Origin of the sequence: Clostridium sp. OS1-26, from assembly GCF_030915445.1 — a bacterium.
In the GTDB taxonomy this organism is placed as follows: Bacteria; Bacillota; Clostridia; order Clostridiales; family Clostridiaceae; genus Clostridium_AM.
Genome location: NZ_CP133264.1, coordinates 2,347,785 through 2,366,523, shown reverse-complemented (window position 1 = coordinate 2,366,523; position 18,739 = coordinate 2,347,785). Strand labels below are relative to the sequence as shown.

The window sequence follows — 18,739 nt, the reverse complement described above, 5'->3', positions numbered from 1 at the left end:
AAATATTTGCCTATGATACCGTTGTTCTTACCTCACTTTTTATATCTAATTGAACTGGATTTTTAATAGTATCAACTACTGGTCCCTTATTTTTTATGAAATCTGTTAATGCTCTTACTTGCTCATCATTTGCATCGGTATCTAAATATACTTTACATTTTATATCATTAAAACCAGGCTTAACATTTTGTGCTGACATACCGTCTGAATCTAAGTTTCCTTCTACTTCAACATAAACATCCTTTAAATTGATATTATTGCTTTTAGCATAATTCATCGAAACAAGTGCTTCACAACCACCTAATGCACAAAGAACTGCTTCCATAGGATTCATATTAGCGTTTGTACCTTGTGTTGTTGAAGTTGGCTCTAGTATAATGCTAAATCCATTACATTCGCATCTTACAGCATTACCTTGCTCAAATTTTCTAGTTGTTGCTTTTACAGTTGTCATTGGCATAATATTAATCACTTCCTTAAATTTTATATTACAAGTTATTTTGTGTTTTAAAGCTGTAGTCTATTCCTTTTGAAAGAATAAGGAGTAAAAATAAAAAGAGCATCTTAATTAAAAGATGCTAACAAAAACTAGAATATCTTATCTATTTTTCTTTATTTGTTTAACAAGAAGAACAACTAAAAATATAAATAGTAATACAAAAATTGGTGTTGATCCATAATATATTATTTTATCAAATTCCACAATTCTTCATCCTCTCAAATAATTATGTTTAAATTTATTATCATAGGTGTATTCTATAAATATAAAATATTCTATGTTTCACTGTAAAATCCTTTATTTCCTTGGATAATAAGTGTATTATTTTTATTATATCCTAATAAGGCACATTTTTAGCTGTAAGTTATAAACATTCTTATAATGGGAGGTGTGGCGCAACATGAAATCAGCTTTATACTGGATAATTGCCTTTAACGCCATTATATCTATATTTGTAATAGTGCTAGAAAGGAAAAATCCTGAGAAAACTATAGCCTGGCTGCTAGTTTTTATATTATTTCCACCAATAGGGTTATTTTTATATATTTTTTTGGGACGTAACTGGAAGAAACATAAGCTTCATGATGAAACAAGAATAAATATTGAAAGATTAATATATGAAGCGATGAAAAATATAAAGGATCATACTTATGCTCCCTTAATAGAATTATTATCCAAAAATAGCGAGTCTCCTCTTTTTAACAGTAATAGCATTAAAATTTATAAGGACGGTATCGAAAAGTTTGCATCCTTAAAAGAGGAATTGTTAAAAGCTAAAAGTCATATTCATATGGAATACTATATAGTAAAAAGTGATGAAATTGGTAATGAAATAAAGGACATACTTATAAAAAAATCTCTAGAAGGAGTTAAAATCAGATTAATACTGGATAGAGTAGGATGTATAAGACTAAGAAAAAAATATATTAAGGAATTAAAGGCTGCGGGAGTAGACATAGTACAATACTCTTACTTTTTAGCTCCAATCCTTAGAAAGATTAATACTCAAATTAATTATCGTAACCATAGAAAAATAGTTGTAATTGATGGTAAGGTTGGCTTTACAGGAGGAATAAATATAGGTGATGAATATGTAGGTCGAAGTAAATTCGGTTACTGGCGAGACACGCATATTATGGTTAAAGGAGACTTTGTATATGGTCTTCAAGCAGTATTTTTAGACGACTTTGCTACTATAAAAGAAGCTAACGAAGAATTTTTTTACTACGGAGATGACTTTGATGAGTTCTTTCCCGAAACAGAAGGTGGAGAAGGTAAGTTAATGCAGCTTGTAAAAAGTGGCCCTGACTCAGAGTTTCCTGCCATAGAGCAGGCTGTTATAAAAATGATAAATATGGCAAAAGATCACGTTTACATAACAACTCCCTATTTTATTCCTAGTGAAAGTATAATTAATTCATTAAAAATTGCTGCACTAAGTGGAGTTGATGTTCATATACTTTTCCCAGCAAGGTATGATCATATTTTAGTTTATTTTGCCTCGAGAACTTATCTTGAAGACTTAATTGGAACTGGAGTAGCGGTTCACTTCTATGACCCCAAGGGTTTTATACACGCAAAAACAACCTCTGTTGATGGCAAAATATGTACTATTGGTACTGCAAATATGGATATTAGAAGCTATGTATTGAACTATGAAATAAATGCTGTAATTTATGATGAGGAAATCACCGAACAACTTGAAAATCTATTTTTTCAAGATTTAAAAGTAAGTAAGCGGATAACAGAAGACTATTTTAATAACCTTTCCCCATTAGTCAAAGCATTTGAAGCCTTTTGCAGAGTGTTTTCATCACTATTATAATGAAGTAAAAACTTTGAATATCACAAGTTAAGGTGATGTTCAAAGTTTTTTATTTCTAAAATTTATTAATTAGATTTCTGTTCATTGCTTTGAGAACTTTGTCCATTATTCTGAGTACCCTGTCCATTATTTTTATGTGCTGAGTTTCCTCTAATTTTCTGCATAACAGCATCTGCCTGAGCTTGTGTTATGGTTCCATTTGATACTAACTCACTTAAAGCATTGTTTCTAGGTCTGTTTTGGTTGTTGTTCTGATTACTATTTTGACTATTATTGGAATTACTATTTTGTTGATTTCCTTGTGAACTCTTTTTACGATTATTTGTTGTCATAGCCTCTATAATCTTATCCGCTTGAGCTTGAGTTATAGTACCATCAGACACAAGCGGTTTTATATTATCCTGCATTCGTTTTTTCATTTGCTCTGGATCAGGCCTTTTGCTATTTTGTGTGTTATTATTAGCTGTTTGTTCTGTTCCGCTGCTACTACTTTTATTCTGACACCCCGCAAACAAGCTTACAGACATAATAATGACTGTTAATGATATCAATGTTTTTCTAAAAAATTTACTTTTTTTCATTTTCTATCTCCCTTCATCCACTATCAACTTTATAAATAGGATTCTAAGCATCTAGTTTATTAATACTAGATGTATTATACTTATAACGATAAATCTTATGTGTTAGCTTTTATAATTATATAATTGCTTTGTGACGATTCTGTGACAAACTCGTAGCAAATTAGTATCATTCATAATAAAGAGGTGAAACAAGAGTGGAATTTTTAACTAAGTACGTAAAAAAATACTGGAAGCCTTTTAGCGCCGCCATATTCTGTCTAGTACTTGAAGCTATATGCGACTTGATACAGCCTACTATAATGTCTAAGATTGTAGATATAGGTGTTGCTAATAAGCAAATGTCGTATGTAATGCATATGACATTTCTAATGCTTATGGTTACTGTAGTGGGGGCTGTGGCGGCTACCGGCCGCAATATTCTATCAAGTAATGTATCTCAAAAGTTCGGAACAGAACTTAGATCTGATCTTTTCAAGAAAATACAAACTTTTTCCTTCGACAACATAGATAAGTTTGAGAGAGCATCATTAATTACAAGATTAACCAATGATGTAACTCAAGTACAAAACTTTGCAAATGGATTGATGCGAATTTTTGTCAAGGCTCCTATTCTGTGTATAGGAAGTCTTTTTATGGCCATACGTCTTAATCCACAAATGTCTCTTATCTTAGTAGCAGTAATACCAATAGTAGCTGTTCTCATATTTATTAACATGAGGGTTGGATATCCTTTCTTTATTAGAGTTCAAAATGCTCTAGATAAAGTAAATAGTGTAATAAGAGAATACTTGACCGGTGTTAGAGTAGTAAAAGCCTTCAATCGTTTTGACTACGAAGTAAAAAGATTTGAAGAAGCTAACGACGAATTAGCATCAGTATCCACTAATGCTATGCGTTTAATGTCTGTTTTTTCTCCAAGTATAGCTCTTACGGTAAATCTCGGCATAGTTGCAGTCATTTGGTTTGGTGGACTTCGTGTAAATAATGGAAATATACATGTAGGACAAATAATTGCTTTTATTAATTATATGACACAAATTCTTTTTTCTCTTATGATGGTATCTTTTGTCTTCACAATGCTTGTTAGAGCAAGAGCTTCTGCATCTCGCATAGGTGAAGTTTTTATGCTTGAAAATAATGTTTATGTAAAGGAAAATCCAGTAAAAATATCTAATATAAAAGGTAGAATAGATTTCGAGCACGTTTATTTCTCTTATCCTAATGCCTCTGGAGAATCTATACTAAAGGACATAACGCTTACATGCATGCCTAATGATACATTAGGAATTATCGGTTCTACAGGCTCTGGGAAAAGCACTCTTGTCAGCCTAGTACCTCATTTCTATAATATTACCAGTGGTACTATAAAAATTGATGGAATTGATATAAACAATATAGACCCTAAGAATTTAAGAGATAGAATAGCAGTTGTTCCTCAAAATGCTATGTTATTTACTGGTACTGTAATAGATAATATTAGATGGGGAAAGGAGGATGCCACTCTGGAGGAAGTAATAAGGGCATCGGAAGTGGCTCAAGCTCATAGCTTCATTTCAACCCTACCAGAAGAATACAATACACAGCTAGGACAAGGTGGGGTAAACTTTTCTGGTGGACAAAAGCAGCGTATTTCTATTGCACGTGCATTAATCAAGAAACCTGACATTCTTATACTTGATGATTGCACCAGTGCTGTAGATGTAACTACGGAAGGAAAAATCAGAGAGGCTCTAAAGAACTACTCTTCAGATATCACCTGCCTAATAGTGTCACAACGTATTACCTCTATCATGTGGTGTAATAAGATAGTTGTGTTAGACAATGGTAGTATAGTTGATATTGGTAAACATGAAGATCTTATTCAAAATTGTAATGTTTATCAGGAAATATTTCGCTCTCAAGTTGGGAAAGAGGTGATATAACATGGGAAATGGAAAAGATAGCGCTAAAGGTTATTCTAGTGCCTCTGACAAAAATACTTTGAACGGTCCTAAAGGTATCAGTAGTTTTAGAGGCGTCCATAGAATGGCACCTGTTGTTAAGCCAAAAATTTCAAGGGTACATTATCAAGGTTGTGGAGATATTTCGGTAAGGAGCGTAAGCTTCTAATCATTGTTTTTACTTTTATTATAGTAGATTCTATGCTGAGTCTAACAGCACCTTATCTAATAGGCCATTCAATAGATGCAATGTCTGCAAAAAGCGGCTTTGTTGACTTTAGTTCCCTCGAAATACTGGTACTAGTTCTTATAATAGCCTATATTACAGATGCTATCATCAGCTTTCTTCAGGGGTGGCTTATGGCAGGTATCTCTCAGAAAATAGTTAAAAGTTTACGAAATTCGCTTTCTACTAAGCTTCAAAACTTGCCAATTTCGTTTTTTGATACTCATACCCATGGAGATATTATGAGCAGACTCTCTAATGATATTGAAAATGTAAGTAGTACTATATCTCAATCAACAACACAGCTAATGTCTGGATTAATAACACTGGCAGGTTCTTTTATAATGATGATTATCCTAAGTCCTCTGCTTACCCTAGCCAGCATTATAACTGTGCCTATGGTATATCTTCTTACACGCACTATATCTAAAAAGACTAGTGTACTTTTTAAGAATCAACAAGATAAACTTGGAAAACTCAATGGACATATTGAAGAAGCTATATCTGGTATTCAAATTGTTAAGTCCTTCAATCATGAAGATAAGATAATTCAACAATATGATGAGATTAACTCTAAATTATGTGAAATAAGTATAAGAGCTCAAATATGGTCGGGATTTATAATGCCTCTTATGAATGTAATAAATAATATAGGTTTTGCAGTAGTTGCTGGAGTAGGTGGCGCCCTAGCGGTTAGAAGCTTAATAACTGTAGGTGTAATAGCTAGCTTTCTAAGCTATTCTAGACAGTTTTCAAGACCTTTAAATGATTTGGCAAATATATTCAACTCATTGCAATCTGCCATTGCAGGAGCCGAGAGAGTGTTTGAAATACTTGACGAAGTGGAAGAACCAAAGGATATATCAGAGTCTAAAGTACTTAAAAGTCCTACTGGACATGTAGTCTTTGAAAATGTTAACTTTGGATACCGTGCAGATGTTCCTATATTGAAGAACATTAACTTTGATGCTCCATCAGGAAGTACTACCGCTCTTGTTGGCCCAACAGGTGCTGGAAAAACTACTATTGTAAATCTACTGGCTCGTTTTTATGATGTGACTGACGGGAGAATTCTAATTGATGGCGCCGATATAAGAGAATATACTAGGGATAGCCTAAGGCAATGCTTCGGTATAGTGTTACAAGATACTTATCTTTTTTCTGGAACAATAAAAGAAAATATTCAATATGGAAAGTTAGGTGCTACTGATGAGGAAATAGAGGCTGCTGCTGCTATGGCTAACGCTGATTCATTTATCAAAAGACTTCCTAATGGATATGATACAGTACTATCTGAAAGTGGTTCAAATTTAAGTCAAGGACAAAGGCAACTTTTAGCTATCGCCAGAGCCATTTTGGCAAACCCTTCTATATTGATTTTAGATGAAGCTACAAGTAGTGTTGATACACGCACGGAACTTCGTATACAGGAAGCTATGTTGAAGCTTATGAATGGACGAACAAGCTTTATAATAGCTCATAGACTAAGCACTATTCGTGATGCAGATACAATTATGGTAATAGATGGCGGTAAAATACTAGAAAAAGGTAACCATAATACCCTTATTGATAAAAAAGGAATATATAATAGTATGTACTTTAACCAGTTTAGAAATGTTGAAGAAGTATAAAAATGTAACTTTATATATTGTTTCTTTAATTAAATTCATAAATAAGCTAACTTATTAGAGCCTATAACTTAAATCATAGGCTCTATTTTATTAATTTAATTCCTAATTATCCTTATACCTAATTACTTATATGATCGTCAAAATTGTTAAGCAGATTCTTTGTATTCATTGTTGAGGAGATTCCTTATATTCAATATACTTTTTTTATTTTTAACACCAGTTAAATATTCTGAGTATGGAATATAACTAATTATACTGAACAAAATTGGTGTTATTATTGCCGTTGTAATCCACGCTAAAACTCCTAAAACTAAATAATCTTTAGTATGTAAATTAATTCTTATTTCATTAACAACATAATTTATGACTATAATATGTGCCATATAAGATACAAAGGAGTATTTGCCTATAAAGTTCATTGCATTATAAATTCTATTTTTATCTGATAAAAAGACACATATTATATAAAATGCCAATATTGAAAATACTGTGTATAACAAAGATAGTACTCTAACAAATCCTATAATGTTTACTTCATTTAAATAGGCATATATAAACAGTAAAAAATAACCTATTAGTATTATACCTTTATACTCTAAAACTTTCTTTTTAAAATAACTATAATTTAAAGCAAAATAAATTCCTAAGACAAAATATAAAAACCAGAATAGTATAGATATGTTTACAATTCTATGCTGTATTTCAGATGGATTCCTAAATATAAGAAAACTAATATTATCGGCTACAATGTTTTGATACTTTGATATTAAATAATATAGAATAACTAATCCTATAAAAACCGCTTTTCTAACCTTAGTACTCATCAAATGAATTTTTTTTGCTATAAAAAGTATTATTGGGAAAAATAAATACACTCTCATAATCATCCCCATATACCATAAGTGGTATCCACCATTACCTGCTATAACTTGTACTATAAAATCTTTAAACCGCTCCGTATTGCCAAGTTTAATCATATTAATTGCTGACCATATTATATAGGGTATAAAAATATATTTAACTCTCTTAATATAGTACTTTTTCCAATCAAACTTATTTGAGTAAACATAAAAAAGAGATATTCCACTTATAAAAAGAAAGATTGGAACTGCTGTTTTGGCCATAACATATAGAAACTTTAATGTTGTGTAATCAAAAAAATTAATGCCCTCAACATTAGAAAAACCACCCACTGTGTGTTGTGCCACAACAAAAATAAATGCAATAGCTCTCAAAATGTCAATTTCTTTTAGTCTCGTTTTATTCATAAATGCCGCTCCTTTTTGTAAATCTAAATATTTGATTCCTTAATTTTTAATATTAATTTATTATATATCTTCTGCATATGAGGTTCATTGCTATATTCATTTATTTTTTCTATCGGAATCCACTTAACATCACTATTTTCATCGGCTTTAACAATAAGCAGTTCATCTTCATCGACTTCAACTAGGTAAGCAACGGACAAATGTAAATGTGCAGATACATATTTTCCATTTTTCACATGACCCAATACAGGCAAAATATCCAGTGAGAATATGCCTGGAACAATAGGTAGAACATTTTTTACACCTGTTTCCTCTTTTGCCTCTTTAATAGCAACAGCTAATAAATTTTCTTCTCCATCTGCATGTCCTCCTGTCCATGACCATGAATTATATATATTATGATGTATCATTAATGTTTTATCTTTTGTTTTATTTAATATAAATGCTGAACTTGTTATATGTATAATCTCATTATTTCTAGTTAGCACATCATCAAATGTATTTATGCAATGCAAAATAATTTCTTTATCCTTTCTCTCTTGTTCATTATAGGGTTTATATGTTTTTATTAAATCAGTCCAACTCATAATTTTTCTCTCTTTCATAATAATATGAAACTCCTTCTCCACACTGTCGAATGAGTACTCACCGAGTAAGCGATTAACTCTTTTTCAAAGCTGCTTGTCTATACTAAAGCCCAATGTGATTATACACCTTTTTTTACATTTAAAGAATATTTAAGTTAACTATTAACAAATTATTTACCCGATGTCTACCGCCACTAACAGGGATAAGTGGCGGTACGGCCCTGGATAACGCCTTCTAAGTGCTAAAGACACTAAGAAGCCTGTTAATATACTACCTATCAAATAATTTTAGAGCTATACATAGATTTTTTAAAATTGCATATATAGGCACTACAGCAAAAGCTGCAAAGGGTCCCCCTACAGCTATAGCTATTATTACCAAAAAAATATCTGTTAAAGGATGTATATTCATGCTTTTAGCCATTATTGCTGGTACTACAACCCTTCCTTTTAAGGTCTGCACAATAATGAATACCAATGCAAGCTTTAAAACCAGCTTCCATCCTATACTGAAAGCAATGACTACAGGAATTATCATTGAAATAAAAAAGCCTACAAAAGGTATAAACGCAAGAATAAAAGTTATTGCAGAGAGTAGTAGTGCACTTGGTATTCCGATAATTTTATATCCAAAAAATATCATCAAACTTAAAGCAAGTGCTACTTTTGCCTGACCACTAACATAATGACTAAGTATAGAATCACTTTCAGATAGTAGTTCATTTGAAAGCTTTCTATATTTTTTAGGTATAAAAGAAATTACTTTATCTTTAAATTTATCTCCATCCTTCAACATATAAAATAATATAACTAATATCAGAAATACCACTGAGAAGGTATTCATAAAATAGCCTAAAAGAGTTTTAAAACTTTTACCTATTCTAATAATATATATTTTAACTACGCCCACTAATAGAGTATATATCTCATTAATATTGATAAATTGATTAATCCAATTTATCAATCCATCAACTTGATTTCTATCGTTAACAATAGTCATAAGCTGCCTAATTATCTGATCAAATTGATAATATGCATATTTACTAAAATATGATAAAATTCCACTCAACACAAAGATAAATATACTAAGAGTAATTAAACTTGATTTTCCTCTACTAATACCTTTTCTAATAAAGTTATTATTAAGAGGTCTGATTATATAAAATAAAAGAGAGGAAACAAGTAATGGAATTAAACAAGCTTTAGTTAATGCAGTTGCAAGTCTATGGATAAAATTAATCTTTCCTAAAAGCATAATTGAAAGTAATATTAGGTTTATAGTTATAAGCGTAGTAATCCATCTATTCTTAATAATATTTATCCCCTCCAACATTAAACTGGAATCATTTAAGTAATATTATTTTGGTTATGTTTGAATGTATTTATTCTGTATTTTATGTAATCCATAACATTTTGTTATAAACAGATTGTAAGAACTTATTTATGCTAAGTAAACACCTTTAATTACAATATAATAAATATAGTTATGATTTTTTAAAATATTTATAATAAAAACTATTATTTTTAATTAACTTGATAATTTTTGAGAATTAATTTATAATCCTACTATGGGGCAATTCATAAATAGAATCATAAAAAGCAAAAGGGGGCTACAAAAGTGAATTTTGAAAATCTGAAAAATACAGATGAAAAAATATTTGTTGCTATTGAACAAGAAAAGTCGAGACAAGAGGAAGGAATAGAACTTATTGCTTCAGAAAACTTTGCAAGTAAATCCGTTATGGAAGCTATGGGTTCTTTTTTAACAAACAAGTACGCAGAAGGCTTACCTGGGAAAAGATATTATGGGGGATGCAATGTCGTTGATGTAGTAGAAGATTTAGCTAGAGACAGAATGAAAAAGTTGTTTAATGCTGAGTATGTAAATGTACAACCACACTCAGGCTCTCAGGCGAACATGGCTGTGTATATGGCTGTTCTTCAGCCAGGAGATACAGTGCTTGGTATGGATCTAACCCATGGCGGACATCTAACCCATGGAAGTAATGCTAGCTTTTCAGGAAAGCTTTATAATTTTGTTTCTTACGGAGTAAACAGAGAGACAGAAAGAATAGATTATAATGAATTAAGAGAACTTGCGTTAAAACATAAACCTAAAATGATAGTTTCTGGAGCCAGCGCCTATCCTAGAGAGATAGACTTTAAGAGAATAAAGGAAATTTGTGATGAGGTCAATGCCTATATGATGGTAGACATGGCTCACATAGCTGGAATTATTGCTGCCGGAAAACATATATCTCCTGTACCATATGCTGATTTCGTAACAACTACAACTCACAAAACCTTAAGAGGGCCAAGAGGTGGAGCTATTATATGTAAGGAGAAATATGCAAAAGACATAGACAAGTCTGTTTTTCCTGGAGTTCAAAGTGGTCCTTTAATGCATATTATTGCCGCGAAAGCAGTATGTTTTGGTGAAGCATTGACAAATGAATATACTGAGTATATAGATCACGTAGTTAAAAATTGTAGTGTTCTAGCAGAGGAACTTTTGAAATATGGATTTAGATTAGTATCGGGTGGTACAGATAATCATTTAGTTTTAGTAGACTTAACAAATAAGAATATCACAGGAAAAGATGCAGAAAAGCTATTAGATAACATAGGTATCACTGTAAATAAGAATACTGTACCATTCGAAAAACTAAGTCCTTTTGTTACAAGTGGCATAAGGCTAGGTACTCCATCAGTAACTACAAGAGGCTTTAAAGAAGAAGAAATGAAGAAAATAGCATACTTTATAAACTATGCTATAGAAAATAGAGATAGTGATTTATCAAAAATAAAAACAGAAGTAATAGAACTATGTAATAAATATCCTGTTTATAAATAGGCATTAAACCGAACATCAGCCATCTTGTGCTGATGTTTTTATTTTTATAAAAATAAAGAACAGAGGTCATATTTCCCATCTGTTCTTCGCTAAATTTATTTTTATACTATCTTTTCTTTACTTCCTTCTTTGATTAAACCCTTTCTATAGGCAATGAGAAGCTTTTCTAAATCTGCTATCTGCTCTGTTAACTCTTTACCTACATCTGTATCTGCTACTCTCTTTCTACTTACTACATGCTCCAATATCATTGTTGATGAAATTATATCCTTATCTTCTTTTACTGCATTTTTAATAGCTGCAAAAGGCTCATGAGAAGTAAGTAATAACCCATATGAATTATAGATTAAAGTATATCCTGCAATTCCAGTCTCTGGTTGATATGCTTTGCAAAAACCCCCATCAATTACCAGAAGTTTTCCATTAGCTTTTATTGGGCTTTCTCCTTCTTTTGTCTTCACAGGAATATGACCATTAATAATGTGTGAAGCCTTTGGATCAAGATTAAATTCAACTAATATATTTTTGCATACTTGCTCATTATCTCTATAACTGTAGTAGTAATCCTTTTGCTCACGATGTGTACATTTATCATCAATGAAATATCTCTCAAAGGTAGTCATTCTAGCTTTACCAAATACCGGAGAATCTGGACCACACCATAAATACCACATCATATCCATTCCATATTTCTTTCCTTGAATGTCCTCTTTAAAGAAATATGAATCCCTAGCTACACGATCTATTCTGTCTAGTAAGTCTTTACCGCTGTATTTTATATTTCCTATTTTAACTTCTTTAAGGCTTCCATCCTCATTTAACGGAATACAGCCATGGAATAAAACATTAGAATTATATATTAAATACATACTTCCTTTGCTATACAAAAATTTAATGTGTCTTTGAAGTTTTTCACTATTGATAAATGATCTTGTTAACTTTTCCAACAAATCTACTTCTCTATCGCTGAGTTTATAAGGATCATTCCAGTCAATAGTTGGGAAGCTTGTATCGTTTAGCTTATAAGTTTTTTCATATAAGCTAATCTCCCCTTTTTCTATGTCTATATGCTCTAACACAAGTCTATCATCCATTTGATATTCTGGATGTCTTTTTATAATATGTCCCTCAACTTTAAATTGAAGAACGGATATAGCTTTATGCATTTTAGCAAGCAGATCCATCTCTCCTGCACTGATATTTTTATCTAATGTTTTAGGAACAAAACCTTTACATTCATCTTCACCATAAAATTCCATAGCAAAAGTAGCTAATGGCAATAAGTTAATTCCATAACCATCTTCTATAGTTCTCAAATTTGCATATCGTAATGATATTCTGAGCACATTACATATACAAGCCTCACATCCCGCAGCTGCTCCCATCCATAAAAGATCATGATTGCCCCACTGAATATCTACAGAATGATGTTTCATTAAAGCATCCATAATTATATCCGCACCAGGGCCTCTGTCGTAAATATCACCAATAATATGAAGTCTATCAACAACAAGTCCTTGAATCACACTGGCTATAGCTATAATAAAGTCTCCTGAACGATCTATATCTATTATAGTTTTTATAATTCCATTATAATATGCTTGTTTATCAACTCTATCATCCTGCTCATGAAGTAATTCCTCTATTATATACTCAAAATCCTCCGGGAGAACCTTTCTAACCTTAGATCGTGTATATTTTGAACATACATTCTTGCACAACTCTATAAGTTGATAAAGAGTTATCTTATACCAGTCCTCTAAATTATTCTCCGTTTGTCTAATTAGGTCCAATTTCTGCTCTGGGTAATAAATCAGCGTAGCAAGGGCTGCCTTCTGCTCTTCCCTTAAAGAATTTCCAAATACATCATCTATTTTTCTTTTAATCACTCCTGAGGCATTTTTCAGCATATGTGTAAAGGATTCATTTTCTCCGTGTACGTCGCTTATAAAATGTTCCGTTCCCTTAGGTAAATTTAAAATAGCTTGTAAATTTATTATTTCTGTACTTGCACTTGATATTGTAGGGTATTGCTTGGCCAATAATTGAATATATCTTAAATCTTTTTCTATTATATCTAAGTTGTTTTCATCATAGAAAATCATCTTAACTTTACTCCTTTAAAACATTGATATATTTAATATTAATGATATACTATATTGATTTTTTTCGGCGAATGATATGTATTATAATATTTATTATATAATTAGTATAACATATTTGTGCATAATAAAACAATTTGCATTTTGACTTATAAACCCCAACCTTTAAGCTTAGTTCTCAATTTTATTAAAGATTTATCCATTTTTTGTATGATGTAACATAGAATACTTTTTTATATTTTATGCCAGTACTTCTACAAAGTATATGAGATTAATATAAAAATATTTATTATACTAACCAGCTAAAATTTAAAATATTTAGTATAATATATAAAAAAGCACACTCGTTAAAAGATTTAAATGACATTTTATGCTATTATTATAATTTTCTAAATATTTCCAATTAATTATTGATTTTCTATCTTGTTATGTTATAATTAATATAGGGTTAAGTTAATGTTGTTTTCACTAACTTTAATTCATTTATTTTAGGACTCTCCCCCTAAAATATATTATGTTTTTTCTTAATGTTATTAAAATTCTGATGCGACTTTTCAAGTACTTGAATTTTCTTTTTTCAAAGGTTGCATTGGAATTATTTTTGTCTATAAAAAAGTTTCCAGTTCAATATACTGGAAACTTTTTATGATTTATATTTTAAACTTATTTGTTTCCTCATTAAGTTGTTGTATAACACCATTTAACTCTGTTGCAAATTTCGCTTTTACACTTGAAGCAATTAGATAATATCACATCTTTTACTAAAAATCACTATTAATTTAGCTTATATTATTATGAGGTTTTATATAATGCTTAAAACACTCTATAATTTAAACATAAAAAGAGTATTTTCTTTAGAAAATACTCATGTAAAACTATGACAAATATTATTTCAATTCTTCTTTTAATATTTTTTCTAGTTTTTCAATGTCTTCCATGTCCATAGAGTCTACATCGGCTAGCTTATACTCTAATCCCAGCTTAGTATATTTATCTACTCCTAGTGTATGATATGGAAGAAGTTCTATTTTTTCTACGTTGCTTATATTTTTTATTATCTTTGCCAGCTTTTTTATATGTTCTTCAGAATCTGTTAAACCTGGTACAACTACATGTCTTATCCATAGCTTAGTATTAGCCTTCTGCACTGCAGCTAAAAACTCATCAAAGCCGTTTTTGCCCTGCCCTACAAGGTTTTTATAGCCATCATCATCTACATGTTTAATATCAAGAAGAACTAAATCTGTATATTTTAGTATTTCATCATAATATTTTGGAATTCCATATCCTGCCGTATCGATAACTGTATGAATTCCAGCTTCTTTACATAATTTTAATGCTTCTATAAGAAACTCCGGCTGCATCAGTGGTTCTCCGCCTGAAAAAGTAACACCACCATCATTTTTAAAGTAAGGTTTAAATCTAATTAACTTTTTAAGTACTTCTTGAGGTGTCATCTCGTTTCCCTGGCCAAAGGCCCATGTATCAGGATTATGACAATATGCGCATCTTAAGGCACATCCCTGCATAAATACTATACATCTGATTCCTGGACCATCAACTAGCCCCATACTTTCAAAGGAATGAATTCTTCCTATTGTCATATTTATCTCCACCTTTTTATTTATAAGTATTATTTGCAAATATACCCGTTGTCATTAAAACAACGGGTCATTTCAATTATATATTCAATTATAGGGATTGGATAACATTAGTATTATCTTTAATATTTATTTATCTTATTATACTATAATATGAGGGGGAAGGTAAGGAGCTTTTATTAAGCCCCTTCCTTTTATAACAACTCTATCTATAGTAATAGTGTTATTTATTACATTTTTCCGTGGAATGTTCTGCTTATAACTTCTTTTTGTTGTTCTTTAGTTAATCTGTTGAAGTGAACAGCATATCCTGAAACTCTTATTGTTAAAGTTGGATACTTTTCTGGATTTTCCATAGCATCTACTAGAGTTTCTCTTCTAAGTACATTTACATTTAAGTGGAATGCACTTTGTGCGAAGTATCCATCCATTAAGTTTACAAGGTTATTTATTCTGCTTTCTTCATCTTTTCCAAGTGCATCTGGTATTATTGAGAATGTATTTGATACACCGTCTTGGCAGTATTCTCTGTATGGTATTTTAGCTACTGAGTTTAGTGATGCTAAAGCTCCATTCTCATCTCTTCCGTGCATTGGGTTTGCTCCTGGTGCAAAAGCTTCTCCAGCTTTTCTTCCGTCAGGAGTTGATCCTGTTTTCTTACCATAAACAACGTTTGATGTTATAGTTAACACTGATAGTGAATGATCTGCATTTCTGTATGTCTTATGCTTCTTAAGCTCAGTTGAGAATTTCTTTGTTAATTCTACTGCTATATCATCTACTCTATCATCGTCATTTCCGTATTTAGGGAAGTTACCTTCTATTTCAAAGTCAACTGCTATTCCTTCTTCATTTCTTATTGGTCTAACTTTAGCAAATTTTATTGCACTTAAGGAGTCAGCTGCAACTGATAATCCTGCTACACCAAATGCCATGAATCTCTTAACCTTTGTATCGTGAAGAGCCATTTGTCCTGCTTCATAAGCATATTTATCGTGCATATAGTGTATTGTGTTCATTGTATCAACATATAGCTCAGCTACATAGTCTAATACTTTGTTGTAGTTTGCCATTACCTTATCGAAATCAAGAACTTCATCAGTTATTCTTTCTATTCCAGGTACTACTTCTATTAAGCTGCCATCCTTAGCTTTTTTCTTTTCATCTACTCCACCGTTTATAGCGTAAAGTAATGCTTTTGCTAAGTTTGTTCTTGCTCCGAAGAACTGCATTCTCTTACCTACTTCCATAGCAGATACGCAGCAAGCTATAGCGTAGTCATCTCCATATATTGGTCTCATTATATCATCATTTTCATATTGAATTGAGTCTGTCTTTATTGACATCTCTGCACAATACTTCTTGAAGCCTTCAGGAAGCTTTTCTGACCAAAGTACTGTCATGTTTGGTTCTGGTGCTGGTCCTAAGTTTGTTAGTGTGTGTAAGAATCTGAAAGCTGTTTTAGTAACCAATGACTTTCCGTTAACTCCAACTCCACCGATTGATTCAGTTATCCAGTTAGGGTCTCCTGCAAATAAGTCATTGTATTCAGGAGTTCTTAAGTGTCTTACCATTCTTAGTTTTATAACAAACTGGTCGATTATTTCTTGAGCTTCTGCTTCTGTTATAGCTCCACTTTGAAGATCTCTTTCTATGAATATATCTAAGAAAGTAGTGTTTCTTCCTAGTGACATTGCTGCTCCGTTATTTTCTTTTACTGCAGCTAAGTATCCAAAGTATACGAATTGAACTGCTTCCACAGCATTTGAAGCTGGTGCTGATATATCTATTCCATATGATAAAGCCATTGCTTTTAATTCTTGCATAGCACGAAGTTGCATTGAAACTTCTTCTCTAAGTCTTATAGTTTCATCACAGGATCCTTTTAATTCGTTTAAATCCTTCTTCTTTTGTGCTATTAGGAAGTCCATTCCGTATAGAGCTATTCTTCTGTAGTCACCTATTATTCTTCCTCTTCCATAAGCATCAGGTAGTCCAGTTAAAAGACCTACTGTTCTTGCTTTTCTTGTTTCTTCTGTATAAGCATCGAAAACTCCTTCGTTGTGAGTTTTTCTGTATTTCTTAAAGTTCTTGTTTAATTCTTCATCCATTTTGAAGCCGTATTCTTCAAGGGATTGCTCAACCATTCTCATTCCACCGAATGGGTTCATTATCCTCTTTAATGGAGCATCTGTTTGATATCCAACGATTACTTCATTTTCTTTATCTAAATATCCTGGTTTAAAGTTGTTTATACCAGAGAATTCCTTAGTCTCAACGTCCATAACGCCTTTTTTAATTTCTTCTATAATAAGAGCTTCTGCCTTGTCCCATAAACTCTTAGTCTTTTCAGTGGTCGCTGCTAGGAAACTTTTATCTCCATCATACATTGTATAGTTCTTTTGTATGAAGTCTCTCACGTCTATTGTTTCTGTCCATTTTCCTAATTGGAATCCTTGCCATTGTTTCATCATTTTACATCTCTCCTTGATTTAAATCTATATTTTAACTATGTAGCAGAATTAAATTGCAATAATTTTAAAATTTAAAATCTGTTGTTTTATTTATGAGTCTATTATACAATTTATTTTCAACTGTATCAATACCTTTTTTCTTTTGATTTTAGGCGAATTTTCAAAATAGATTGATACAGATGTTTTTACTGTACTAATTTCTTTCATTTCTATGCCATTCTACAAAATACCCTAAAATTTTTAACTGTATCTATTTAATATATTCTTAATACCTAAATATATAAAGGTTCGTAAATTTAATTAATATTAGACTTTCAAAAATAATTGTTCAATTTACTCATTGCTTTGATATATCTTATTCATCTTCATAATTTATCCACATTATTTAGTTATAATATTAAGCATACTTTAATTTTAAATAAGTTAGGAGTGACTTTAATCTTGGAAAACATATCCGCTATATTAGCTTTTTCTGCTGGGCTGCTTTCCTTTCTTTCTCCCTGTGTTCTACCGCTTGTACCAGCATATATAGGTTATTTAACAGGTACTTCTATATCTGAGCTAAACAAAGGTTCAAAATTAAATGCATTATATAAATCATTAGGTTTTGTAATAGGTTTTTCTATCATATTTATCATTATGGGGGCTTCAGCTACCACTTTAGGAAAGATTCTGATTAGATATCAATGGCTTTTAAGAAAGGGTGGAGGAGTTCTAATAATATTATTTGGATTACATACTTTAGGATTGATTAAAATAAAGACATTTTACTATGAAAAAAAGTTTTTATCTACCACCAATACTCCAAATAATTTTAGCTCAATATTTATGGGGATGGCCTTTGCTGCAGGCTGGACTCCCTGTATAGGTCCTATACTGTCGTCAATATTAATTTATGCTGCTAGTACTGCAACTATAAGCAAAGGTATTTTTCTTCTTATTATTTACTCTCTAGGATTGGCAATCCCCTTTGTTTTAACTGCACTACTTATTGAAAACTTTCTAAAGTATAGGGTAAAATTATTAAAATACATACCTATATTATCTGCTATTAGTGGAATATTAATGATATTGATGGGTATTCTCATTCTTACTAACACCATTAATATACTAAGTCGTTACTTATATTTTTTTAATTTTTAAATGAATGG

Annotated in this window: 14 protein-coding genes; 6 read left to right on the top strand and 8 right to left on the bottom strand. The window is 31.2% G+C overall.

Going from position 1 to position 18,739, the window contains the following annotated elements; translation table 11 throughout:
* Nucleotides 1-10 precede the first annotated feature (10 nt).
* Nucleotides 11-460, bottom strand: a complete 450-nt coding sequence (locus RCG18_RS11525; RefSeq protein WP_308041429.1) for an OsmC family protein — start codon at nucleotides 458-460, stop codon at nucleotides 11-13.
* A 439-nt stretch (nucleotides 461-899) separates the two neighbouring features.
* Here RCG18_RS11525 and cls point away from each other — a divergent pair, with 439 nt between their 5' ends.
* Complete coding sequence (gene cls / locus RCG18_RS11520; protein ID WP_308041428.1) at nucleotides 900-2,324, top strand: cardiolipin synthase; 1,425 nt, start codon at nucleotides 900-902, stop codon at nucleotides 2,322-2,324.
* A 65-nt stretch (nucleotides 2,325-2,389) separates the two neighbouring features.
* On the opposite strand, the gene RCG18_RS11515 is transcribed toward cls, so the two are convergent.
* The gene (locus tag RCG18_RS11515) at nucleotides 2,390-2,905 is read right to left on the bottom strand and encodes a hypothetical protein (protein WP_308041427.1); all 516 of its coding nucleotides are present in this window, start codon (nucleotides 2,903-2,905) and stop codon (nucleotides 2,390-2,392) included.
* A gap of 194 nt (nucleotides 2,906-3,099) precedes the next feature.
* Between RCG18_RS11515 and RCG18_RS11510 the strand changes: the two genes are divergently transcribed.
* Genes RCG18_RS11510 through RCG18_RS11505 form a run of 3 tightly spaced genes read left to right on the top strand, consistent with a single transcriptional unit; the run spans nucleotide 3,100 to nucleotide 6,702 of the window.
* Nucleotides 3,100-4,827, top strand: a complete 1,728-nt coding sequence (locus RCG18_RS11510) for an ABC transporter ATP-binding protein (protein WP_308041426.1) — start codon at nucleotides 3,100-3,102, stop codon at nucleotides 4,825-4,827.
* A 1-nt stretch (nucleotide 4,828) separates the two neighbouring features.
* The gene (locus tag RCG18_RS29005; protein WP_374119082.1) at nucleotides 4,829-5,014 is read left to right on the top strand and encodes a hypothetical protein; all 186 of its coding nucleotides are present in this window, start codon (nucleotides 4,829-4,831) and stop codon (nucleotides 5,012-5,014) included.
* 32 nt (nucleotides 5,015-5,046) lie between these two features.
* The gene (locus RCG18_RS11505; RefSeq protein WP_374119081.1) at nucleotides 5,047-6,702 is read left to right on the top strand and encodes an ABC transporter ATP-binding protein; all 1,656 of its coding nucleotides are present in this window, start codon (nucleotides 5,047-5,049) and stop codon (nucleotides 6,700-6,702) included.
* A gap of 146 nt (nucleotides 6,703-6,848) precedes the next feature.
* On the opposite strand, the gene RCG18_RS11500 is transcribed toward RCG18_RS11505, so the two are convergent.
* The 3 genes from RCG18_RS11500 to RCG18_RS11490 form a co-directional block, all read right to left on the bottom strand.
* Nucleotides 6,849-7,970, bottom strand: a complete 1,122-nt coding sequence (locus RCG18_RS11500) for an acyltransferase (protein WP_308041425.1) — start codon at nucleotides 7,968-7,970, stop codon at nucleotides 6,849-6,851.
* Between the two features lie 23 nt (nucleotides 7,971-7,993).
* The gene (locus RCG18_RS11495) at nucleotides 7,994-8,557 is read right to left on the bottom strand and encodes an NUDIX hydrolase (protein ID WP_308042011.1); all 564 of its coding nucleotides are present in this window, start codon (nucleotides 8,555-8,557) and stop codon (nucleotides 7,994-7,996) included.
* Nucleotides 8,558-8,828: 271 nt separating this feature from the next.
* Nucleotides 8,829-9,890 (bottom strand): AI-2E family transporter, encoded by a 1,062-nt coding sequence (locus tag RCG18_RS11490; protein WP_308041424.1) that lies wholly within the window; start codon nucleotides 9,888-9,890, stop codon nucleotides 8,829-8,831.
* 285 nt (nucleotides 9,891-10,175) lie between these two features.
* On the opposite strand from RCG18_RS11490, the gene glyA reads away from it, so the two are divergent.
* Nucleotides 10,176-11,411 carry a serine hydroxymethyltransferase gene (gene glyA / locus RCG18_RS11485; protein WP_308041423.1) on the top strand — a complete coding sequence of 412 codons (1,236 nt, stop codon included), beginning with the start codon at nucleotides 10,176-10,178 and terminating at the stop codon, nucleotides 11,409-11,411.
* Nucleotides 11,412-11,512: 101 nt separating this feature from the next.
* Here the strand turns inward: glyA and RCG18_RS11480 are convergent, their stop codons facing one another.
* The 3 genes from RCG18_RS11480 to pflB form a co-directional block, all read right to left on the bottom strand.
* A complete protein-coding gene (locus RCG18_RS11480) occupies nucleotides 11,513-13,516 on the bottom strand; it encodes a fructose-1,6-bisphosphatase (RefSeq protein WP_308041422.1) in 2,004 nt (667 codons plus the stop codon).
* Between the two features lie 884 nt (nucleotides 13,517-14,400).
* On the bottom strand, nucleotides 14,401-15,117 hold the full coding sequence (gene pflA, locus RCG18_RS11475) for a pyruvate formate-lyase-activating protein (RefSeq protein ID WP_308041421.1): 717 nt from the start codon (nucleotides 15,115-15,117) through the stop codon (nucleotides 14,401-14,403).
* A 227-nt stretch (nucleotides 15,118-15,344) separates the two neighbouring features.
* Nucleotides 15,345-17,588: a formate C-acetyltransferase gene (pflB, locus tag RCG18_RS11470; protein WP_308041420.1), complete on the bottom strand. Its 2,244-nt coding sequence runs from the start codon at nucleotides 17,586-17,588 to the stop codon at nucleotides 15,345-15,347.
* Between the two features lie 441 nt (nucleotides 17,589-18,029).
* On the opposite strand from pflB, the gene RCG18_RS11465 reads away from it, so the two are divergent.
* Complete coding sequence (locus RCG18_RS11465) at nucleotides 18,030-18,731, top strand: cytochrome c biogenesis protein CcdA (protein ID WP_308041419.1); 702 nt, start codon at nucleotides 18,030-18,032, stop codon at nucleotides 18,729-18,731.
* The last annotated feature ends 8 nt before the right edge of the window (nucleotides 18,732-18,739 follow it).